19 protein-coding genes and 4 pseudogenes are annotated in these 20,212 nt (G+C 64.7%); 17 read left to right on the top strand and 6 right to left on the bottom strand.

Annotated elements, in window-relative coordinates:
• The 9 genes and pseudogenes from ACLQI9_RS28575 to ACLQI9_RS28535 form a co-directional block, all read left to right on the top strand.
• Positions 1-122 (top strand): annotated as a pseudogene (locus ACLQI9_RS28575) (XshC-Cox1 family protein); the annotation flags it as partial.
• A 57-nt stretch (positions 123-179) separates the two neighbouring features.
• Positions 180-1,061, top strand: a complete 882-nt coding sequence (locus ACLQI9_RS28570; protein WP_442377252.1) for an FAD binding domain-containing protein — start codon at positions 180-182, stop codon at positions 1,059-1,061.
• 2 nt (positions 1,062-1,063) lie between these two features.
• Positions 1,064-1,540 (top strand): (2Fe-2S)-binding protein, encoded by a 477-nt coding sequence (locus tag ACLQI9_RS28565; RefSeq protein WP_442377250.1) that lies wholly within the window; start codon positions 1,064-1,066, stop codon positions 1,538-1,540.
• A complete protein-coding gene (locus tag ACLQI9_RS28560; RefSeq protein ID WP_442377248.1) occupies positions 1,537-3,936 on the top strand; it encodes an aerobic carbon-monoxide dehydrogenase large subunit in 2,400 nt (799 codons plus the stop codon). Before ACLQI9_RS28565 ends, ACLQI9_RS28560 begins: the two co-directional genes overlap by 4 nt.
• A gap of 8 nt (positions 3,937-3,944) precedes the next feature.
• Positions 3,945-4,640, top strand: a pseudogene (locus ACLQI9_RS28555) (XdhC family protein); the annotation flags it as partial.
• 176 nt (positions 4,641-4,816) lie between these two features.
• Positions 4,817-5,410 carry a nucleotidyltransferase family protein gene (locus ACLQI9_RS28550; RefSeq protein WP_442377246.1) on the top strand — a complete coding sequence of 198 codons (594 nt, stop codon included), beginning with the start codon at positions 4,817-4,819 and terminating at the stop codon, positions 5,408-5,410.
• Positions 5,407-6,288 (top strand): AAA family ATPase, encoded by an 882-nt coding sequence (locus ACLQI9_RS28545; protein WP_442392476.1) that lies wholly within the window; start codon positions 5,407-5,409, stop codon positions 6,286-6,288. The genes ACLQI9_RS28550 and ACLQI9_RS28545 overlap by 4 nt, the downstream gene beginning before the upstream one ends.
• Before the next feature lie 13 nt (positions 6,289-6,301).
• Positions 6,302-6,979, top strand: a complete 678-nt coding sequence (locus ACLQI9_RS28540) for an SRPBCC family protein (protein WP_442377242.1) — start codon at positions 6,302-6,304, stop codon at positions 6,977-6,979.
• A 6-nt stretch (positions 6,980-6,985) separates the two neighbouring features.
• Positions 6,986-8,209, top strand: coding sequence for a vWA domain-containing protein (locus ACLQI9_RS28535; protein ID WP_442377241.1), 1,224 nt, complete (start codon positions 6,986-6,988; stop codon positions 8,207-8,209).
• 262 nt (positions 8,210-8,471) lie between these two features.
• Here ACLQI9_RS28535 and ACLQI9_RS28530 read toward each other — a convergent pair whose 3' ends face one another.
• Positions 8,472-9,038 (bottom strand): TetR/AcrR family transcriptional regulator, encoded by a 567-nt coding sequence (locus ACLQI9_RS28530; RefSeq protein WP_442377239.1) that lies wholly within the window; start codon positions 9,036-9,038, stop codon positions 8,472-8,474.
• A gap of 95 nt (positions 9,039-9,133) precedes the next feature.
• On the opposite strand from ACLQI9_RS28530, the gene ACLQI9_RS28525 reads away from it, so the two are divergent.
• Together ACLQI9_RS28525 and ACLQI9_RS28520 are read left to right on the top strand one after the other, a co-directional pair.
• Positions 9,134-9,559 carry a nitroreductase/quinone reductase family protein gene (locus tag ACLQI9_RS28525; protein ID WP_442377237.1) on the top strand — a complete coding sequence of 142 codons (426 nt, stop codon included), beginning with the start codon at positions 9,134-9,136 and terminating at the stop codon, positions 9,557-9,559.
• A gap of 190 nt (positions 9,560-9,749) precedes the next feature.
• On the top strand, positions 9,750-10,316 hold the full coding sequence (locus tag ACLQI9_RS28520; protein WP_442377235.1) for an eCIS core domain-containing protein: 567 nt from the start codon (positions 9,750-9,752) through the stop codon (positions 10,314-10,316).
• On the opposite strand, the pseudogene ACLQI9_RS28515 reads toward ACLQI9_RS28520, so the two are convergent.
• From ACLQI9_RS28515 to ACLQI9_RS28505, 3 genes and pseudogenes are all read right to left on the bottom strand, one after another.
• A pseudogene (locus ACLQI9_RS28515) lies at positions 10,281-10,442 on the bottom strand (class I SAM-dependent methyltransferase); the annotation flags it as partial. The gene ACLQI9_RS28520 and the pseudogene ACLQI9_RS28515 overlap by 36 nt on opposite strands.
• Before the next feature lie 156 nt (positions 10,443-10,598).
• A complete protein-coding gene (locus ACLQI9_RS28510; protein WP_442377233.1) occupies positions 10,599-11,204 on the bottom strand; it encodes a MarR family transcriptional regulator in 606 nt (201 codons plus the stop codon).
• Positions 11,197-12,825 carry a pyruvate, phosphate dikinase gene (locus tag ACLQI9_RS28505; RefSeq protein WP_442377232.1) on the bottom strand — a complete coding sequence of 543 codons (1,629 nt, stop codon included), beginning with the start codon at positions 12,823-12,825 and terminating at the stop codon, positions 11,197-11,199. The genes ACLQI9_RS28510 and ACLQI9_RS28505 overlap by 8 nt, the downstream gene beginning before the upstream one ends.
• A 377-nt stretch (positions 12,826-13,202) precedes the next feature.
• Between ACLQI9_RS28505 and ACLQI9_RS28500 the strand changes: the two genes are divergently transcribed.
• The 6 genes and pseudogenes from ACLQI9_RS28500 to ACLQI9_RS28475 all read left to right on the top strand — a co-directional run bounded on the left by ACLQI9_RS28500 (position 13,203) and on the right by ACLQI9_RS28475 (position 18,193).
• The gene (locus ACLQI9_RS28500; protein ID WP_442377230.1) at positions 13,203-13,847 is read left to right on the top strand and encodes a TetR/AcrR family transcriptional regulator; all 645 of its coding nucleotides are present in this window, start codon (positions 13,203-13,205) and stop codon (positions 13,845-13,847) included.
• 5 nt (positions 13,848-13,852) lie between these two features.
• A complete protein-coding gene (locus ACLQI9_RS28495) occupies positions 13,853-14,767 on the top strand; it encodes a hypothetical protein (protein ID WP_442392475.1) in 915 nt (304 codons plus the stop codon).
• On the top strand, positions 14,751-14,915 hold the full coding sequence (locus ACLQI9_RS28490) for a hypothetical protein (RefSeq protein ID WP_442377226.1): 165 nt from the start codon (positions 14,751-14,753) through the stop codon (positions 14,913-14,915). The genes ACLQI9_RS28495 and ACLQI9_RS28490 overlap by 17 nt, the downstream gene beginning before the upstream one ends.
• Before the next feature lie 299 nt (positions 14,916-15,214).
• On the top strand, positions 15,215-15,379 hold the full coding sequence (locus ACLQI9_RS28485) for a hypothetical protein (RefSeq protein WP_442377224.1): 165 nt from the start codon (positions 15,215-15,217) through the stop codon (positions 15,377-15,379).
• Between the two features lie 37 nt (positions 15,380-15,416).
• Positions 15,417-16,946 (top strand): annotated as a pseudogene (locus tag ACLQI9_RS28480) (aldehyde dehydrogenase family protein).
• A gap of 122 nt (positions 16,947-17,068) precedes the next feature.
• Positions 17,069-18,193 carry a 1,4-beta-xylanase gene (locus ACLQI9_RS28475; RefSeq protein ID WP_442385247.1) on the top strand — a complete coding sequence of 375 codons (1,125 nt, stop codon included), beginning with the start codon at positions 17,069-17,071 and terminating at the stop codon, positions 18,191-18,193.
• A 58-nt stretch (positions 18,194-18,251) separates the two neighbouring features.
• Here the strand turns inward: ACLQI9_RS28475 and ACLQI9_RS28470 are convergent, their stop codons facing one another.
• Complete coding sequence (locus ACLQI9_RS28470) at positions 18,252-18,665, bottom strand: nitroreductase family deazaflavin-dependent oxidoreductase (protein WP_442385251.1); 414 nt, start codon at positions 18,663-18,665, stop codon at positions 18,252-18,254.
• A gap of 362 nt (positions 18,666-19,027) precedes the next feature.
• A complete protein-coding gene (locus ACLQI9_RS28465; protein WP_442392474.1) occupies positions 19,028-20,038 on the bottom strand; it encodes a zinc-dependent alcohol dehydrogenase family protein in 1,011 nt (336 codons plus the stop codon).
• Between the last annotated feature and the right edge of the window lie 174 nt (positions 20,039-20,212).

The raw sequence follows: 20,212 nt of genomic DNA, 5'->3' as shown, positions 1-20,212 counted from the left end.
CAGCCGACATCATCGCCCGGCGTTGGGGCGGCGGAGGCCGCCCGCTGGCCGAAATCAAAGGGCGAATCCACCATGAGACGCAGGTCCAGGGCGAGTTAAAGGATTACTTAACTCGACATTGACGTGTGTTGCGGGCTGACTGACACTTGGGGTCCCTTCCCCGTAGTGAGGTGCGTCACATGCAGGTGCCCGGGCCCTTCGAATACGAGCGCGCGACCAGCGTCGACCATGCGATCGGATTACTGGATCGGTTGGGAGAGGGCGCGCGGGTGGTCGCCGGCGGGCACAGCCTGCTGCCGATGATGAAGCTGCGCATCGCCAACCCCGAATACCTCATCGACATCAACGACCTGGCGCTCGAGCTCGGATACGTGATCACCGATCCGACGCTGGTCCGTATCGGCGCCATGACCCGTCACCGCGAGCTGCTGGAGTCGAACACCCTGGCCGCGGTGTGCCCAATCTTCCGCGACGCCGAACGGGTGATCGCCGACCCGGTGGTGCGCAATCGCGGCACCCTGGGCGGTTCACTCTGCCAAGCGGATCCGGCCGAGGATCTGACGACAGTGTGCCTTGTGCTGGATGCGGTGTGCCTGGCCCGGGGGCCATCAGGTGAACGCGAGATACCGATTGACCACTTCCTTGCTGGGCCGTACGAGACCGCCCTGGCCTACAACGAGATGCTGGTCGAAGTCCGGATCCCGGTGCGGCACAGCACGTCGAGCGCCTATGCGAAGGTAGAACGGCGGGTCGGCGACTGGGCGGTCACCGCGGCCGGCGCGGCCCTCACGCTCGACGGCGACTCGGTGGCCGCCGCCCGGGTGGGTCTGACCGCGGTGAATCCCGACGCAGCCGCACTCGCGGAAATCTCGGCGGCCATGGCCGGCCGGCCCGCCACCGAAGAGGTCTTCGCCGACGCGGGCCGTCGGGCCGCCCAAGCCTGCGACCCGGTGACCGACGTCCGCGGTACCGCCGAGTACAAGCGGCACTTGGCCTCCGAATTAACCAGCCGCACGCTGCGCACCGCCGCCGAGCGCGTGCGCGAACAAAGGAGCAGCTAGCTATGCAGGTGAATATGACCGTCAACGGCGAGCAAGTCACCGCCGAAGTCGAACCCCGGATGCTGCTGGTGCACTTTCTGCGTGATCAGCTGCGGCTCACCGGCACTCACTGGGGTTGCGACACGAGCAACTGCGGAACATGCGTGGTCGACGTCGATGGCATGCCGGTGAAGTCCTGCACCATGCTTGCCGTGATGGCATCCGGGCACAGCGTCCGCACGGTCGAGGGGCTTGCGGTGAACGGCCAACTCGACCCGGTACAGGAAGGGTTCATGCGCTGCCACGGGCTGCAATGCGGATTCTGCACCCCGGGAATGATGATCACCGCCCGCGCCCTGCTAGACCGCAACCCCGACCCCGACGAGGAGACCATCAGGGAGGCGATCTCCGGACAGATCTGCCGCTGCACCGGATACACCACGATCGTGCGCTCCATCCAGTGGGCCGCACGCAACGCAACACCGGCGGCAACCTCATGACCACCATCGAAAACCGTCCGCCCTCGCCAGAAGACACAGCCGACAACGATCAAAAGCCATGTGGGCACGGACGGATGCTGCGCAAAGAGGACCCTCGGTTCATCCGGGGCCGCGGCAACTACGTCGACGACGTCGCGCTGCCGGGCATGCTGCACCTGGCGATCTTGCGCTCGCCGTACGCACACGCCCGCATCGTCAGCATCGATGTGACGGCAGCCCTTGCACATCCCAAAGTCAAAGCGGTGGTGACCGGCGCCGACCTGGCCGAGAAGGGTCTGGCCTGGATGCCGACGCTGTCCAACGACGTGCAGGCCGTGCTGGTCACCGACAAGGTCCGCTTCCAGGGTCAGGAAGTGGCATTTGTCGTTGCCGAGGACCGGTATTCGGCCCGTGACGCGCTGGAGTTGATCGACGTCGAGTACGACCCGCTAGATCCCGTCGTCGACGTCCGCACCGCGCTCAACCCGTCGGCAGCAGTGATCCGCACCGATCTGGAAGGCAAGACCGACAACCACTGCTTCGACTGGGAAACCGGTGACGCGGCGGCGACCGAAGCGGTGTTCGCGAAGGCCGACGTGATCGTCAAGCAGGAAATCGTCTACCCCCGGGTGCACCCCGCACCGATGGAAACGTGTGGCGCGGTGGCTGATCTGGACCCGGTGACCGGAAAGCTGACATTGTGGTCCACCAGCCAAGCGCCGCACGCACACCGGACGCTGTATGCGTTGGTCGCGGGCCTCCCTGAACACAAGATCCAAGTGATCTCACCGGATATCGGCGGTGGCTTCGGCAACAAGGTGCCGATCTATCCCGGTTATGTGTGCGCGATCGTCGGCTCGCTGGTGCTGGGCAAGCCGGTGAAATGGATGGAGGACCGCAGCGAGAACCTCACCTCGACGGGCTTCGCGCGCGACTACATCATGGTCGGCGAGATCGCCGCCACCAAAGAGGGCAAGATCCTCGCGATCCGGACCAATGTGCTGGCCGACCACGGCGCATTCAACGGCACAGCAGCACCGATGAAATACCCCGCCGGCTTCTTCGGCGTGTTCACCGGCAGCTACGACATCGAGGCCGCCTACTGCCACATGACCGCGGTGTACACCAACAAGGCACCGGGAGGGGTGGCGTACGCGTGCTCGTTCCGGATCACCGAGGCCGTCTACTTCGTCGAGCGGCTGGTGGACTGTCTGGCCTTCGACCTCAAGATGGACCCGGCCGAGCTACGGCTGCGAAACCTGCTGCGGCCCGATCAATTCCCGTACAAGAGCAAGACCGGCTGGGTCTATGACTCGGGTGACTACGAGACCACGATGCGCAAAGCCATGGACATGATCGGCTACGACGCGCTGCGCGCCGAGCAGAAGGAGCGGCGGGCGCGCGGCGAGCTAATGGGCATCGGGATGTCCTTCTTCACCGAGGCCGTCGGTGCCGGTCCGCGCAAGGACATGGACATCCTCGGCCTGGGCATGGCCGACGGGTGCGAATTGCGCGTGCACCCGACGGGTAAAGCCGTTGTGCGGCTTTCGGTTCAGACCCAAGGCCAGGGCCACGAGACGACGTTCGCCCAGATTGTCGCCGAGGAACTGGGCATCCCGCCCGACGACATCGACGTCGTGCACGGCGACACCGACCAGACGCCGTTCGGGCTGGGCACCTACGGCAGCCGGTCCACGCCAGTATCGGGCGCGGCCGCGGCTCTGGTGGCGCGCAAGGTCCGCGACAAGGCCAAGATCATCGCGTCGGGAATGCTGGAGGTGTCGGTTGCCGACTTGGATTGGGAGAAGGGCAAATTCCACGTCAAGGGTGACCCGTCTGCTGCGGTGACCATCCAGGACATCGCGATGCGCGCGCACGGGGCCGGCGACCTGCCCGAGGGCATCGAGGGCGGCCTGGACGCCCAGATCTGCTACAACCCGGAGAACCTGACCTATCCATACGGCGCGTACTTCTGTGTGGTGGACGTCGATCCGGGCACCGCGGTGGTCAAAGTGCGGCGCTTCCTGGCGGTCGATGACTGCGGTACCCGCATCAACCCGATGATCATCGAAGGTCAGGTGCACGGCGGCATCGTCGACGGCATCGGGATGGCGTTGATGCAGATGATCGCCTTCGACGAAGAGGGCAACTGCCTGGGCGGGTCGCTGATGGACTACCTGATCCCGACCGCGCTCGAGGTGCCGCACCTGGAGACCGGGCACACCGTGACGCCGTCGCCGCACCACCCGATCGGGGCGAAGGGCATCGGCGAATCGGCCACTGTCGGATCGCCGCCCGCGGTAGTCAACGCGGTGGTGGATGCGTTGGCGCCGTTCGGGGTTCGCCACGCCGATATGCCGCTGACACCGTCCCGGGTCTGGGAGGCCATGCAGGGCCGCGCCAGACCGCCGATCTAGAGGGTTATATGACGATCAGCGAGCGAGCTCAGCAGCTGTTGGCGGCACGGACACCGTTTGTGCACGCGACGGTGGTGCGGGCCCAGCCGCCCACTTCCGCTTACCCGGGAGACGAAGCAATCCTGTTGGCGGACGGCACGATCGAGGGCTTCGTCGGCGGCCAGTGCGCACAAACCTCGGTCCGTAAGGCGGCGCTGGGTGTGCTGCAGGCGGGCGAAAGTGTGTTGCTGCGGGTGCTTCCCGACGGCGACGTGCACTTTCCCGAGGCGCCCGGCGCCTGCGTGGTCGTCAACCCGTGCCTGTCCGGCGGATCGCTGGAAATCTTCCTGACGCCGCAGCTGCCCGCTCCCCTCATCCGCATCTATGGAGCCACGCCGATCGCAGACGCGCTAATGCAGCTGTGCGCCGTGCTGGGCTATGACGCGCGGCGCGACACCGATCTAGCCGACACCTCCGCGGTGGTGATCGCCAGCCATGGCGGCCCGGAAGCCGAACTCATTCGCACCGCCTTGGATAACGGCGTTGGGTATATCGGCTTGGTGGCCAGCAAGGTTCGCGGCGCCTCGATCCTGAACGAACTCGAACTCTCCGACGTCGAGCGAGCCCGCATACATACCCCGGTCGGATCGCCCATCGGCGCCAAGACACCGGCGGAGATCGCGGTATCCATCGCCGCTGAACTCATTGCCGCCGTCCGCGACGGCAGCCTGATCCGTCCCGCTACACCGGTGAACGGAGGCGCGCGCGAGGCGGTCGACCCAGTGTGCGGCATGACGGTGCCGATCGGACCCGCCACCGAACACTTGGAATTGGGCGGCGCCGACTACTGGTTCTGCTGCCCAGGATGCCGCACGGCATTTGCCGCCGGGAAAGCCGGCGTATGACAGCGCAGCGGATCACCGGCGTCGTGCTGGCCGCAGGCAGCTCCCGCAGGCTAGGGACGCCTAAACAGGTTCTGCCATACCGGGAGACGACCATACTGGGGGCCACCCTCGACGTTGCCCGCGCCGCAGGATTCGACCAGATCATCGTCACATTGGGTGGTGCTGCCCAAGCGGTGCGCGACGTGGTGCCGTTGGACGGGGCCGACGTGGTAGCTGTCGACGACTTTGGCACCGGCTGTTCGGCGTCGTTGCGTGTCGCGCTACAACGGGTAGACCCGCGGGCTGCCGGCATTGTGCTGATGCTCGGCGATCAGCCACGCGTGGCTCCCGCAACGGTGCAGCGGATAGTCGCCGCTGCGCCGAGCGCCGACGTCATGGTGTGCCGTTACGCCGACGGCATCGGGCATCCGTTCTGGTTCAGCCGCGATGTATTCGGCGAACTTTCGCAGCTGCACGGCGACAAGGGAGTCTGGAAGCTGGTCCAGTCGGGCCGGCACCCGGTACACGAGATCGCTGTAGAAGGCCCGGTGCCACTCGACGTCGACACCTGGGACGACTACCAGCGATTGCTGGAATCGGTGCCATCATGATTTTCGCGGACCCCGACGACGTGATCCGCCGGTTCGACGCCCAGGACTACCTACTCGACACTGGAACCGCGTCCGCGATCTATCTGGCAGTCACGCTCGGCAAACCGCTCCTGCTGGAAGGAGAGCCCGGCGTCGGCAAGACGACGGCCGCGAAAACCCTTGCAGCAGTGCTCGATACCACACCACTTAGGCTGCAATGCTACGAGGGCCTGACCGCCACCGAAGCGCTTTACGACTGGAACTACCAGCGCCAGCTGCTGGCTATCCGGCTGGCCGAGGCGCGCGGCACCGGTATCGAAGAAGCGGATCTCTACACCGAGACCTACCTGGTGGATCGGCCCATCCTGCAGTGTGTGCGGCATCGGGGTCCGACACCGCCGGTGCTGCTGATCGACGAGATCGACCGGGCAGACGACGAATTCGAGGCGCTGCTGCTGGAGTTCCTCGGTGAGGCCGCGGTCACCGTCCCGGAGTTGGGCACCTTCGTCGCCGAGCGCGCGCCGATCGCGGTGCTCACTTCCAACCGCAGCCGCGACCTACACGACGCACTGCGGCGGCGCTGCCTCTACCACTGGATCGATTACCCGGAGCCGTCCCGGGCGGCCGCGATTGTCCGCCGGACGGTGCCGGGGGCGACGGCACCGCTGATCGGGCATGCCACCCAATTCGTGAGCAGCGCGCGTGATCTCGACCTGGACAAGCCGCCCGGTGTGGCCGAGACCATCGACTGGGTAGCGGCTCTGGTGTCGCTGCGCGTCGCAGATATTGCCCCGGCCGATTCGGTCGATTCGGCGCTGGCCAGCCTTGGGACACTGGCCAAGACGCCCGACGATCGCACCCTGATCCGCGACGCGTTCATCGAATACAGCCGCAGATGAGAGGAATCACAGTATGAAGATCGCCAACCAGTTCACCGTCAGCGCGCCGATTGAGCAGGCCTGGGACGTGCTGTGCGACCTGGAGCAGGTGATTCCGCTGATGCCCGGTGCGGCGCTGATCGGCCATGAAGGCGACGAATACCTCGGCAAAGTCAAAGTCAAGGTCGGGCCCGTCACCAGTGAATTCAGCGGCAAGGTGCGTTTCGTCGAGCAAGACCGCGACCAGCACCGCGCGGTTATCGACGGCAAGGGCAAGGAGGCGCGCGGGACCGGCAACGCGGCCGCCACGGTCACCGCCCAGCTGCACGAGGAGGGGGGTCGCACGAATGTCAGCGTCGACACTGACCTGAAGATCGTCGGCAAGCTTGCTCAGTTCGGCAGCGGAATGCTGCAACAGGTGTCGGAGAAGCTACTGGGCCAGTTCGTGGAGTCCCTGGAAGCCAAACTGGCCGCCGAGAATGCCGGCGTCCCAAATGGTTCGACCGATACGGCCGAGGAGGCCAGCGCCGAGCCGATCCCGGCCTGGCCGGCAAATCCGGTCCCGGGCACCCGCCAAGACCCCGCTCCCGAGCCAGAGCCCATCGATCTGCTGCAGCTCGCGGGTGGCGGCCAGCTCATGAAGTACGGCTCGGCGGCGGCGGCGCTGCTCGCCGGGCTGGTGCTGATCTGGGTGCTGCGTCGAAGAAGTTAGCCGCTCGTGAGCACCCCGTTGCTGTTGCGTGGCGTCGATCTGGCGGCGTTCGCGGCGGCGTTGGCAGCGCGGCTGCGCAGCGCGGGAGTCTCGGTGTCCGCCAGCGGCCAGGGTGGTTTCGTGCAGGCGCTCCAGCACTTGGCGCCGCAAACCACGGTGGCGCTGTACTGGGCCGCCAGGCTCACCCTCGTCAACCGGATGGAAGACCTCGGTGCCTTCGACGCGGTGCTGCGAGAGGTCTTCGGAACTGTCCAACCCGGCGATACACGAAGCCCGGACTCAGTCCTGCCGATCGCCGGCCCCAAGACACCCGCAGCGCCCGCAGCTGGCATCGTCCAGCCCGCGGCTAGCCAATCTTCCAATGCGCGCGCCGAAAAACTGCCGTGGGTCACCCGGACCGCGCCCGACCGGGACGGCGGAGCGGACGCGGGCATCCTCCTGCCAGACCTGCTGCCCAGCCGCATCGCCGCAATGGCCGACGAACCGTTCGACCAATTCGACCCCAAAGATCTGCGCCTGATCGGCTCGTGGCTGGAGGCGTCGGTTCAGGCTTGGCCCCGGCGCCGCAGCCTGCGATTCGAATCCAGCCCGCACGGCAAGAGGATCGACCTGCGGGCGACGATGAACGCGTCGCGCGGGACCGGCTGGGAAGTGGTGACGCTGGCGCGAACGCGGCCGCGGCACCGGCCCCGGCGGGTCGTCCTTGTCTGCGACGTCAGCCGCTCGATGCAGCCATACGCCGCGATCTATCTGCATTTGATGCGGGCGACGGTGCTGCGCCGGGCCGGTGTTCGCCCCGAGGTGTTCGCGTTCTCGACGTCGCTGACCCGGCTCACCCCGGTGCTGTCCCACCGCTCGGCCGAGGTGGCGCTGGAACGGGCCAACGAGAAGGTCACCGACCGGTACGGCGGCACGTTCATCGGCCGGAGCATCGCTGCACTGCTGGCCCCGCCGCACGGCAGCGTGTTGCGCGGCGCGGTGGTGATCATCGCGTCAGACGGCTGGGATAGCGATCCGCCCTACGTGCTCGAGCATGCGTTGGCCAGGGTGCGGCGGCGCGCCGAGTTGCTGGTCTGGCTCAACCCGCGCGCAGCGCACGGTGAATTCCAGCCACTTGCCGGTTCGATGGCGGCGGCCCTGCCTTACTGCGATCTGTTCCTGCCGGCGCACTCGCTGACCGGCCTGCGCCAGCTGTTTGTGGCGCTGGCTAGTCGGGCATCGCGGCGATGAGCTGCTCGGCGGTGAGGGGCATCGAGCGCACCCGGACGCCGAGCGCGTCGTAACGACGCCAGATATATGGCCTACCAATTGACTAAGGTCGCCGATGAGGCCGACGCAAAGAATGACCAGTTATTTCAAGTTGTGACATCTCGTGACACTGAGACGGGCTCCGAGGGGTGAGGTCATGCACTGGAAACGCGTCTACCAGCGGTTATATTGTGGGGCGGGCGGCGCTCGAACCGGCGACCAACGGATTACGAGTCCCTTTGCGTCACATGGCAGGCAGGTGCAGCTTGATGACTTCAATCAGGTGACGCCCGACATCGTCGAGCGCAGCTGTCGACTGCGCCGCGACCGCAAGGATGACGGCACCTTCGATGGCGGCGACGGTCAAGGCCGCCAACGAGCGCGCGTTGTCATGATCGGCGCCGGATCTGACCAGTCGATCGGCGAGGAGCGTCTGCCACTCACCAACGGCATCGGAAGCCACCTGCGCGGCTGCCGGCGCTTCGGAACGACCAAGGATCGCGGCCACAATCGGGCAACCTGCTTGCATTTCAGTTGCACTCAGTTGCGCCTTCCATTCATCGATGAAGGTCTGGACCGCCTGTGCGGGATCGCCCCCGTCGTCGGCTGACTGGATCACCGCGGTCAAGGCTTCTCCTGCGAGGCGGGTGGCTTCAGCAACGAGTTCCGCCTTGCCGCCGGGAAAGTTCAGGTAGACGGTTCTGCGGGCGACTCCGCTGTCCTCCAGCAGCGCGTTGAGGCCGGTCCCGGCGACACCCCGTCGTCGCACCAATCCCGTGACACTGGCGATGAGAGCATCCCGCGCGGACATCTTTTGCTGCCTTCCGGCTTCGCCGAGCTCGTTGGCCCGGAACTCAAATTCATAAGGGTTGTACTATACCAATCGGTATACTAGCCTCGATAGCCATGACGAGCACCAACGAAGACAAGACGCTGCGAAAGTTCCGCAGAGAACGTGCGATCGGACGCCTGCTCAACCCTGCGGTGCAGGGGTTGAGCAGACTGGGGGTGCGCACCGCCATGGCCACCGAGCTGGAGACCATCGGGCGCAAGACCGGCCAGGTACGCCGGGTCCCCGTGTCGGCTCAATTCGACAACAACGGTGCGTGGGTGATCAGCCAGCATGGCACCCGCTCCGGTTGGGGCAGAAATATCGCCGACAATCCGAATATCCGTGTGCGACAGGGGAATCAATGGCGCTCCGGAGTCGCGACATTCAGGCCGGACGACGATGTCGTCGCACGCGGCCGCAAGTTCGGACGACTCGGAGCCAAGGTGGTAAAGGCGCTGGAGACGACTCCCGTGTCGGTTCGGATCGACTTCACCGACTAGCGAAATGGCATGCCATCTCGCCTCAACCGCCTCTAACCAGGGCCTCTGAGTGCGGCGCCGCGCGGGGCTCGAGCCCACGACCAACGGATTAACGCCCCACGCGGCGTCAGTGTTCGATTCGATTACACGCCGGTAATTTCCACGTCGTTGGGGGAACCAGCGACCGGGGCGACTCGCAAGGTGTGAGCGGGTGAGCATTCACAAGCAGTGCACACTGAAGTCCACGTGGCCACCTGTCGCGTCGCCTCCACGGTCGGGCCCAGCAAGAGCGAAGAGTCCCGTCCACCACAGTGTGGCTGCCACCGTGTCGCGTCCCGGCCAGCAGCTCGAGCCGGGTGTGCGCAGCGAGTTCACGTCCCGCTTTGGCAGGGACTTCAGCGACGTCCGTGTGCATGCCGACGCGGACGCGGCGACATCGGCCGCGCGGCTCGGGGCCAGTGCCTACACGGTCGGGCGGTCGATCGTGTTCGGTCAAGACCAGTACGCCGCTGCTACCGCGGCCGGACGCAACCTGATCGCGCACGAGTTGGCGCATGTTGTCCAGCAGCACTCCGCAGTCGGCGAGGCGGCAGGCGTCGCGTCGCCGGCCGGTGACCTGGAGCGGGACGCTGAGCGGGCGACGGGAGCGGGGCGCCCGCCGATCCTCGACCGCCATCTCTTTGCCGAGCACGCCCGCGGGGGCCTGCTGCATCTGCACACACCGGGCGTGGGTGCGGAGGCTGTCCAGCGCAGATTGCGCGCACGTCGACATCCGTGATGATTCCGGGAGCAGCCGCGCGCGAAGATCGATAACCGGCGGCAGATCCACAGTCAGCCAACGGAATTGACCGTCGGAGATGGCGGCGTCCAGGCGCCAAAAGCTGGTCTGCAAGCCGGCCGGCAGGACAATGGTCGATCCCACAGTATCGGCGGCACCGCGCATATGACGTTGCCATCGTTGCCGACACAGTGCGCCAGATCGGTATCGCTCGACGGAGCAGACGGGCCAGCGCGGATCAAATCCCCCGCGCAGCCGGCAAGGAATGCCCTCGGGTGCTGGCTAATCCGCATGCCCGGCCCTGGCTTCCTCTTCGCGACTGAGGCCCGAGGCGCCAATGAGCTCCTCGTGCAGTTCGAACCACACGGTGTGGTAGGAGTCAATGATCGGCCGAGTTATCCATGTTGTGTCGCCGGCCTTGACCTTGTCTAGGGCTGAGTTCAGTTTCGCAGCATACGCACTTAGCCGGGGCAATAGTGTGGTGATCGTGGCGGCGATGGGCAACACCTGCTGATGCAGGTTGTCGAGGCGGTTCAGTATCGCGGCGTCATACTCGGCGTCGTCGTGTGAGTTAGGTTGACCGTCTTTGATCTGCCAGTCCGATACCAGCGCCTTGAATTCGTTGTTGACGACCCGGAAATCGCCGTAGGTTTTGGCCAGAGCGTTCTGGTCGACACCCGAACGCTCCTTTGCCAGAAGGGCGTTGAGCCGCTCGCGTCCCTCAGGGCTGATCCGGAACGTCTTCCCTTCGACCAGCAGCCCGGCGGCGGTCAGTTGCGCTAACGTCGCCGCGACATCAGCGGCGTCTTCACCCAGGGTGGCAACCAGATCAGCCTCGGTAACACGGCCTTTGAGTCGGACGGCCTGCAACACGGTCAACTCAGACATTGGCCAGTCCTTTCGTATCTTCATTCAGTCGTAGCGCCATGAGCATAGTGATCAGCGGATGCGGTGAGATGACGTCGGTATGGCCGGCGGCAAGCGCACCTGCAACCGCCGCCGGGGAGGTGTCGTCAAGCACCTCGTAGTTGCCGGTTGCGTGGGCGCGGAGCGGGCTGATGCGGCGGGCGATCTCGGCGAGCTCAGCCAGGTCAGGCGAGTCGCCCTCCGACCAGGCAGTGCGTTCCAGAATCCCCTCGCGCACTTCGCCTTCAGAACCGTCTACGGTGATCAGCTTGCCGGCAAGGGCTGCGACCACTCCGGTGCCGCACCCCACCACGGCCGGTCGGCCGATCTCGCGGCTGACCACTGCGGCATGCGATGTTGCTCCACCGATCTCGGTGACGATGCCTTGGGCGGCCAGCATGCCCTGCACATCGTCGGGACTTGTCGCAGTGCGGACCAAGATGACATCTTGCCCTTCGTCGGCGGCATCGAGCGCTTCATCGACGTCGGTGTAGGCCTTGCCTGACACCACGCCCGGACACGCCGGCAGGCCCTTCGCTAACAGTGTTGCTGCCAACCGGGTTTCCGGTTGCAAGGAGGGCATGAGCAAAGTCTCGACCTGGGCGGGGGTGACCCGGCGCAGTGCCTCCGCGTCGTTGATCAATCCTTCGCGGCACAACTGTAATGCCAGGCGCACCGCGGCCTGAGCTGACCGTTTGGCTACCCGAGTCTGCAGCAGCCACAGTTTGCCGTCTTCGACCGTGAATTCGATGTCCTGCACCTCGGCGACAAGCCGCTCCAGCGTTTGCGCCGCGGCCATGAGCTGCTCATAGACGACCGGTTGCTCGTCACGCAGCGCGGCGACGGGTTCGACGTCGACGTTGCCCGAGACGACATCTTCGCCCTGGCCTCCTGCCAGCCATTCACCGAACGGCTCGTTGGCACCGGTCAGCGGGTTACGGGAGAACAGAACCCCGGTACCCGAGTTATACGCCAAGTTGCCAAACACCATGGCCTGCACGACAACCGCGGTGCCGGCCGCATCGTTCAGGCCGCGATGTGCGCGGTAGGCGACCGCCCGCGGACTGTTCCATGACGCGAAAACCGCCTCGATCGCTCCCCGCAGCTGCGCCCAGGGATCGGCGGGTACCTCAATGTGTTCGTCCCCACCCAACACGATGCGCCGGTACATGCCGGTAAATCGGTTGCGGGTGTCGCCTGCGAACTCCGCGCCCGCCACCGCCGCGAGCGCGGCTTCGACCCCGTCGTCGATGCCGAGGTCGAGCACCGTGTCCATCATGCCGGGCATCGACTGTGCCGCCCCGCTGCGCACACTGACCAACAGCGGCCGGGGGCCGCGTCCGAACGTGCGTGACGTCTCGGCCTCGAGCCATTGCATCTTCTGGCGCACCTCGTCCCAGATGTCGTTAAGGCAGCGTCGAGGGTTGGCGAAGAACCTCGGACAGACCTCGGTGGTGATGCAAAACGCCGGCGGCACCGGCAACCCGTTTTGCCGCATCGAATTAATGCCGTAGCCCTTGTTGCCGAGCGCCTCGCGGGGAAGGCCGGCACGGCCGTCTAGCTTTACGACTGAGGGGTGTGGTTCAGCGGTTGTTTTTGACATCAGGTTAGTTGGCTTCTTACAAGTGATTTCGTCCCCGTGAGCAATTCGCTCGCGCCTCGCCCGGTGCCGTCGCTGCGGAGGAATTTGCGCCACAGATCACGGAGTTTGTCTTGTGGTTGGTCCTCGTTTTCTGGTCTCGAGTAAATACCGTTCGGAACTGCTTCAATGAGGTTGCCAGCTCGAACGGGTGCACCTAAATCAGCAATTGTCAGCCCGAGAAGCCGAAAGTTATGGTACGGACCGTATCAAAAATGTGCGCTAAGCATCCCCGGTGGTGCTATTGGACGGCAACGATGGGGGTGAAGCGGTCCAGGCTGCGCTGCTAGCGCCCGGGGGAATATTTGATAGATAACTATCACTTAGCGTATGATGTGACGATGCCCACACGCGAGCGTCCCTTGCGCACCGATGCGGTGCGCAATGCGGCGCGCATCATCGCCTCCGCGCAGCGGGTATTTGCCAGCGCCGGTCCTCAAGCGGCGATGGAGGATATCGCTGCCGAAGCCGGCGTCGGCGTGGCCACGGTGTATCGGCGCTTTCCCACCAAGGACGCGTTGTTGCGGGTGGTGCTCGATCGTCGTTTCGACGAGGTGGTGGGTGCCGCACTGGAGAGCGCACAGCATGAAGTCGATGCCCGCGACGCACTGCGCGCCGCTCTGCAGGGCGCGGTGTCGTTTATCGCCGGTGACCCCAAGACTATGGCGGCAGCAATGACCAGCGGGTTGATGACGATGGATCTGGCTTACCGATTTTTTGAACCTGTCGCCGCGATCGTCCGCCGTGGTCAAGGCGATGGCGTGTTCCGCAACGACCTCGCTACCGAAGACGTGCCGCGAATCGTGCTGATGCTGGTGGGCACGCTTCCCTCGTTTGAGGCGGGATCCGATGGATGGCATCGCTACCTTGACCTGATCATCGACATGCTCACCGCCAATCGCAGCCGACTTTCGCCGACCAGCCCGGTACGTGACCACCAGCCGCCGCCCGTTCTGGACCTACCGCGTGAGCCATCTGGAAAGTGAGGTAGATGATGGATCATCAACATGGCAGCACCCAATTGCCGGACTACCGACCGCCGGCGCCGACTCAGGACCGGCGGAAAGCGTCAACTCCGACGCCACCCGAACCGAGCTGGCCTGCGCTGCAGCGATTGTGGGCCGACGATGTCGACACCGCCACCGACGCACTCAGCCAGGCATACAGCGCCGTCACGGTCCTGCCCGATCCGGGCGCCAAGACTTTGCGTATGGCGGTGGCCACATGCAAGTTGCCCAACCTGACTCTGGGTAGCTTGGAGATTTCGACGTCGACGGTGCGCTCGTCGCGCTATCCGCTAATCGCGGTGTGCCTGCCGATCGATGGACAGATTCTGATCACGAGCAACTGCGGCAGCGCGCGCGTGGCCGATGGATCCGCGGTCGTAGTTTCGCCGGGCAACCCGGTGGTGGTGGAATATCTCACCGACGATTGCTCCATGGAAACACTGCTTTTCGAGCAGTCCTCGGTTGAAGCCGAGCTTGCCGGGATGTTGGGGGCGCCTGTCACCAAGCCGTTGCGCTTCGACCTGCAATTCAGCCTGTCTGCCGCATCACCGTTCTCGCGAGCGCTGGCGCTGTTACGCAATGAGCTGAAAGATCCTGCCGGACTGACCGCGGTGCCCGCGATGTCCAGACAGCTGGGGCGCGTGATGATGGCGGGTCTTCTTGTCAGCCAAACACATAACTACACCGAGGCACTCACCCGCCCTCGGGCCGTGCCGGGCTCCAAGCCGATCCGCAATGCGCTGGAGCTTATCGAGAGTCAGCCCGCGGATATCGAGTCGGTCACCGACATCGCTGCCGCAGTGGGCTTAAGTGTGCGCGCTCGACGACGGGTTTCACCGCTTTGTGGGCACACCTCCGATGACCTATCTGCGTCAGGTGCGCATGGCGCGCGCCCATGAGGAACTCCTCGCCGCCGACTCGGAGCGGACCACGGCAAGCGCCGTCGCGCGCAAGTGGGGTTTCGGCCACTATGGCCGCTTCGCCGCCGAGTACGCGCGCCGGTTCGGCCGAAAGCCCTCCGAGACGTTGCGCGCCCTCAGCGGCTGACATACCCACTCGACGGCCAGCGCTGCTGGCTGACCCGGTCGTGGCGCAGCATCGTTGAATGACACCCCGATTTTCGGCGTCGCCAATCGGGTTGCACAGCGGCACCCAACCCAGCGCAGCTACGCGAGCCAGTCAGCCGCTGCGGCCATCACAAAGCGCCTCGAAACTCTTGACCCGTAGTTGACTTTTGACCGTCTCGTGACCGTGGTGGACACGTTCGATTAGCTGACTTGTCTGGGCGTGCGAGCGCCTGAGCGAAATCTGAGTTCCCTCGGACCACGGTGTTGCACCGTGTTGACGTGACTGACGGACCGGTGCGCTACGCACGCAACGGCGACGTACACCTGCGTACCGAGTGTTCGGCGAGTGCGTACCGAGTGTTCGGCGAGTCGGGTCCGGTGCTCGTGACGCGTGCGGTGTTCGCGACGGTCGATTGGCTGCAGTTCTGGCAGTTCGCCAAATAGCCTGGCTCGCGGCCAAAACACGCAGTAACGTCGGGGAATGCAAACGGCTACAAGCGATATCCGCACCGACATCGTGGTCAAGTGCCCCGCCACCGGTGAGGTGGTCGGCAGGGTGGCGGTGACAGCCGCCGCGGAGGTGGAGGCGGTTGCGGCCCGACTGCGCGCGGCCCAGCCCGCGTGGCAGGCCATGGGCGTCGAGGGGCGCGCCGAGTGGCTCGGCAAGTGGCGGGACTGGATACTCGACCACACCGACGAACTGCTCAGCATGGTCCAGCGTGAGACCGGGAAATCGTGGGGCGATACGGCGGGTAGCGAGGCGCTGGTGCCGCAGCTCATCAACTAGTGGGCAGACAACGCGGCGGAGTTCCTGGCCGACGAGAATGTTCGGCCGGTCGGCGCTGCCAACGCAGCGAAGAAGCTAACCGTCGCCTATGAGCCGTACCAACTCGTCGGGGTGATCACCCCATGGAACGGTCCGCTGTCGGTGCCGATGCTGGATATCGCGCCCGCTTTGATGGCAGGTTGCGCCGTGTTGTCCAAACCGTCCGAATTCACTCCGCTCTGTTGGCAACTGATGATCGCCGGCTGGCGGGAGATCGGGGCGCCGGACGTCCTCGACGCGGTTTACGGCTACGGTGAAACCGGCTCTGCGGTTATTGATCTCGTCGACTTTGTGATGTTCACCGGATCGGTTAACACTGGCCGGCGGGTCGCGGTCGCCGCCGCGCAGCGGCTCATCCCGTGCAGCCTCGAACTGGGTGGTAAGGACGCGATGATCGTCTGCGCCGATGCCGATATCGACCGGGCTGTCGACGGCGCGTTGTGGGGCGGCTACTTCAACTCCGGCCAGATCTGCATATCGGTCGAGCGCGTGTATGTCGAAGCGCCGGTCTACGACGAGTTCGTGCAGAAGCTGGTCGCCGGGACGAAGCAGTTGCGTCAAGGTTTTGATACACGGCACGACTACTCGGTGGACGTCGGCGCGATGGCCAACGAGCAACAATTAAAGATCGTGGCCCGTCACGTCGACGATGCGGTGAGCAAGGGCGCCAAAGTTCTCGTGGGCGGGGAAGCGGACACGACGCGGGGCTACTTCTACCGGCCGACGGTGCTGGTCGATGTGGACCACGGCATGGACTGCATGCGGGAGGAGACTTTCGGCCCGACCCTGCCGGTGATGAAGGTAGGGGACGTAAACGAGGCGATCCAACTCGCCAACGACTCCCGGCTCGGCCTGTCGGGCAACGTATTCACCCGGGACAAGGACAAGGCGATGGCCGTGGCCAAACGGATGAACACCGGCACGGTGAACATCAACAACGTGCTGATGGGAGTCGCGCAGACACCGGTGCCCATGGCGGGATGGGGTGAGTCGGGACTCGGATCTCGCCAAGGTGGGGCAGCGGGTATCCGCAAGTACTGCCAGACGAAGAGCATCGTCGGCGACCGCGTTGCGATCAAGAAAGAACTGAACTGGTACCCGTACACCCGCAGGAAGGGTCAAATCCTGACGGGGATGCTCAGGGTCCTCAACGCCAGGGATTGGCGCCGCCGACTCGGACGCTGACCCGGGGTCTGACCGAGAATTTCCTGGGGTTGCGCGATCGACCCGGGGTAGCAATTGGCACCTCAAACCGTCCGAATCGATCAACACGGCCGACCACGTCATCGGGGGATTATGGTCACTTCGTGAGGCGTCGAACGGTGCTGAAGCTACCCCTGCTGCTGGCGGCAGGCCCTACGCTGACGCGGGTGCCCCGCGCTGCCGCAGAGCAAAGCCGGTGGTCGCCTGACCGAGCCAACCGCTGGTACCAAGCGCAAGCCTGGCCCGTCGGCGCCAACTACATCACCTCAAACGCCATCAACCAGCTCGAGATGTTTCAGGCCGACACCTTCGACCCGCGGCGCATCGATACCGAGCTCGGCTGGGCCCGGCTGCACGGGCTCAACACGGTGCGGGTTTTCCTGCACGATCAGCTCTGGGCGCAGGATTCCCGGGGCTTCCAAATGCGTCTCGCGCAGTTTGTCACCATCGCGGCGCGCCACCGCATCAAACCAGTCTTTGTCTTCTTTGACTCCTGTTGGGATCCGTTCCCCAAACCGGGTCGGCAGCGCGCGCCGAGGCCTGGGGTCCACAACTCCGGTTGGGTGCAAAGCCCGGGTGCTGAACACCTCGATGACCTCGACTACCGCCGCACTCTACTCAACTACGTCACAGGGGTCTTGAACCAATTCCGCACGGACGACCGCGTTTTGGGTTGGGACCTGTGGAATGAGCCCGACAATCCCGCCAAGGTTTATCGCAACGTCGAAAGGAAAGACAAACTGGAGCGTGTCGCCGACCTGCTCTCCCTGGCATTCGGGTGGGCACGTTCGGTTGATCCGAGTCAACCGATAACGAGTGGGGTGTGGGATGGCGAGTGGGGAGATCCTCAGCACCGCAGCGAAATCATTAACATTCAACTGGACAACTCCGACGTGGTCACCTTCCACTGCTATGACGAACCCGCGGCATTCGAGGCTCGGATCGCAGAACTTTCCCCACTGGGGCGGCCGATTCTCTGCACCGAGTACCTGGCGCGGACGCTCGGCAGCACCGTTGACGGAGTCTTGCCAATTGCGAAGCGCTACAACGTAGGTGCAATCAATTGGGGTTTGGTGGCCGGGAAGTCCCAGACTTACCTGCCCTGGGACTCATGGGATCATCCGTACATCACGGTTCCGAAGCCCTGGTTTCAAGACCTGGTCCAACCCGATGGAAAGCCCTACCGGGACACTGAAATTCAAACGATTAGCAAGCTGAGCAGGCTCTAAGACGTTCTGCGCACGTGCTTGTCCATGTCGGGCCGTTGTTCGGTCATCCCTGATGCCGCTACAACTCGAACAATGGGATGACGCGATCGGTCCTGGATTGGTACTCGCCGATGACCGGCGCCGTGGTGACGACCTGAGTCCACACGAGTTCGCGCTCCGCGACCGGCAACTCGCGCGCCGTCGCGTCGAAAGATTCCGTGCCGACCTCGACATGCACCGAAGGATTTGCCCATAGATTGCGCACCCATGCCGGGTGCGATTGCGCGCCCCAAGACCCTCCGACGATGATCAGCTTGCCGTCCAACCGGAAGTACGCCAGCGGGGTAACGCGAGGCTGTCCAGTTCTTGCCCCGGTCGTCGTCAGTAGCAGGAGGTTCGCTTCTTGGTACTTGCCGGCGACCTTGCCACCGTTGGCGCGAAACTCTTCGACTAGCATGGTGTCGAACGATTTGAGTGTTTCTATGTCGGGCATCTGTTCGGCCACGTCTGACGAACCTTTCCAGCGAAACTTGTATTCCCGCGCCGAAATCAGGAGCGGTGCAAACCGGTCCCGGTTTCACGCGACGTCTCGGGGTGGCGTCGTTTCATTGTCTAGCGGCCCGGGTGCTTGCCTTCGCGGACAGCTACGAAGCCGATGCGTAAGCCCGTCTGCTAGGCCGATCCCGGCAGCACCGCCGACCCAAGAGTGAGGCTGAGGGCTGGCGCGGGGAGCAAAGTGGCCCGGTGAGATGTAGCCGTTGCGGATTCGCGCACCCAGCGCCGGCCTTGGCCGCCGTTGCCCCCCGCCCGTGAGCCGGGCCGCGCTCACTTATCGAAGGGCAGCGTCTGGCTCCCCTACGGTTCGAACACCAGCAGCGGTTTACCCCCGTGTGCCGGAGCTTCGGCCAAATAGACGGCTTCGCTGAACTTTTCGACGGGGATCGGCTGGCCCTCCGGCACGCGCAGCGCGCCGCTGTCGGCGAGCTGGAGTGTCCGGTCGATCGCTGCGGCCATCCGATCCTTCGGCGTCTCGGTGAACCAGCGGAACAGCCAGAACCCCCGAACGGTCTTGGTTTCGTAGATTAGTGAGCGTGCGAAGACGGGAATGGTGAGTTTGTCGGGATCGGTTTGTCGGTGCGTCGACAGCGCACCGTAGACGACCAGCTCACCGTTCGGTGCCAGCGCACGCGACACGTCCGCACCCACCTGACCGCTGACACAGTCGATCGCCTTGGACACGCCGTCGTGGCCTGTTATGTCGGCCACCCGTTCGCGCAGGTCCTCATCCTCCGTGCAGATCACCGCAGTGCCCCCCAGCGCGAGGAGGTCCTCGACAGCGGATCGACGGCGGACCACGTTGAGAGTCTTGAAGCCGACGTGCACTCCGAGTTGGATGACCGACTGGCCCACCGTTGAACCGGCCGCCGTCTGCAGGAGCCATTCACCCGGTCGAACATCGAGTTCATCGCCGGTCAAGATCACGGCGGTGAGCGGATTAGCGAGAATCTGGGCCGCCGTGGAATTGCTCATGCCGTCAGGAACAGGCAAGACCCGCGCGGCATCGGCAACGACATACTCCTGCCACGTGCCCTTGACTCCGATCGTGATGACACGTTGCCCGACGGTCAGCTCGTCTGTACCGCTACCGAGTTCGTCGATCACACCGACCGATTCGATTCCGGGTACGGTGGGGAACTCCGGGGTGAATCCGTATCTGCCGCGGATGGTATGTAGATCGCTGGCATGGACAGGTACAGCTGCCACCCGGATCCGGACCTGACCGGGACCGGGCTCCGGAATCGGGCGGGTCTGCAGGTGCAGAACCTCAGACGGTTCGCCTAACGTGTCGGCGACGACAGACCGCATGGTTCTCATCTTCCTGACGCTTCGCTGCGTCCGTCGTGATTCCGGCTGAAGCGATGCGGCCGGCCCGCGCGGACTGCCACGATGGAATCCGTGCGCGCGTTCGCCTGCCCCGTCTGCCATGGCTTCGTCCCATTCGAGTCGCGCCGCTGCCCGAATTGCTCGGCAGAACTTGGA

The organism is Mycobacterium sp. (assembly GCF_052143115.1).
GTDB lineage: Bacteria > Actinomycetota > Actinomycetes > Mycobacteriales > Mycobacteriaceae > Mycobacterium.
Note: the sequence above shows the minus strand (reverse complement) of the source record. Positions and strands in the feature narration are given on the sequence as shown.

Bases quoted from the DNA above. Each gene is read 5' to 3' on its own strand.
- ACLQI9_RS28470 (WP_442385251.1), bottom strand. From the start codon at position 18,665: ATGCCCGACATAGAAACACTCAAATCGTTCGACACCATGCTAGTCGAA.
- ACLQI9_RS28530 (WP_442377239.1), bottom strand. From the start codon at position 9,038: ATGTCCGCGCGGGATGCTCTCATCGCCAGTGTCACGGGATTGGTGCGA.
- ACLQI9_RS28545 (WP_442392476.1), top strand. From the start codon at position 5,407: ATGATTTTCGCGGACCCCGACGACGTGATCCGCCGGTTCGACGCCCAG.
- ACLQI9_RS28565 (WP_442377250.1), top strand. From the start codon at position 1,064: ATGCAGGTGAATATGACCGTCAACGGCGAGCAAGTCACCGCCGAAGTC.
- ACLQI9_RS28525 (WP_442377237.1), top strand. From the start codon at position 9,134: ATGACGAGCACCAACGAAGACAAGACGCTGCGAAAGTTCCGCAGAGAA.
- ACLQI9_RS28540 (WP_442377242.1), top strand. From the start codon at position 6,302: ATGAAGATCGCCAACCAGTTCACCGTCAGCGCGCCGATTGAGCAGGCC.
- ACLQI9_RS28550 (WP_442377246.1), top strand. From the start codon at position 4,817: ATGACAGCGCAGCGGATCACCGGCGTCGTGCTGGCCGCAGGCAGCTCC.
- ACLQI9_RS28500 (WP_442377230.1), top strand. From the start codon at position 13,203: ATGCCCACACGCGAGCGTCCCTTGCGCACCGATGCGGTGCGCAATGCG.
- ACLQI9_RS28560 (WP_442377248.1), top strand. From the start codon at position 1,537: ATGACCACCATCGAAAACCGTCCGCCCTCGCCAGAAGACACAGCCGAC.
- ACLQI9_RS28495 (WP_442392475.1), top strand. From the start codon at position 13,853: ATGATGGATCATCAACATGGCAGCACCCAATTGCCGGACTACCGACCG.
- ACLQI9_RS28465 (WP_442392474.1), bottom strand. From the start codon at position 20,038: ATGCGGTCTGTCGTCGCCGACACGTTAGGCGAACCGTCTGAGGTTCTG.
- ACLQI9_RS28510 (WP_442377233.1), bottom strand. From the start codon at position 11,204: ATGTCTGAGTTGACCGTGTTGCAGGCCGTCCGACTCAAAGGCCGTGTT.
- ACLQI9_RS28490 (WP_442377226.1), top strand. From the start codon at position 14,751: ATGGCGCGCGCCCATGAGGAACTCCTCGCCGCCGACTCGGAGCGGACC.
- ACLQI9_RS28505 (WP_442377232.1), bottom strand. From the start codon at position 12,825: ATGTCAAAAACAACCGCTGAACCACACCCCTCAGTCGTAAAGCTAGAC.
- ACLQI9_RS28570 (WP_442377252.1), top strand. From the start codon at position 180: ATGCAGGTGCCCGGGCCCTTCGAATACGAGCGCGCGACCAGCGTCGAC.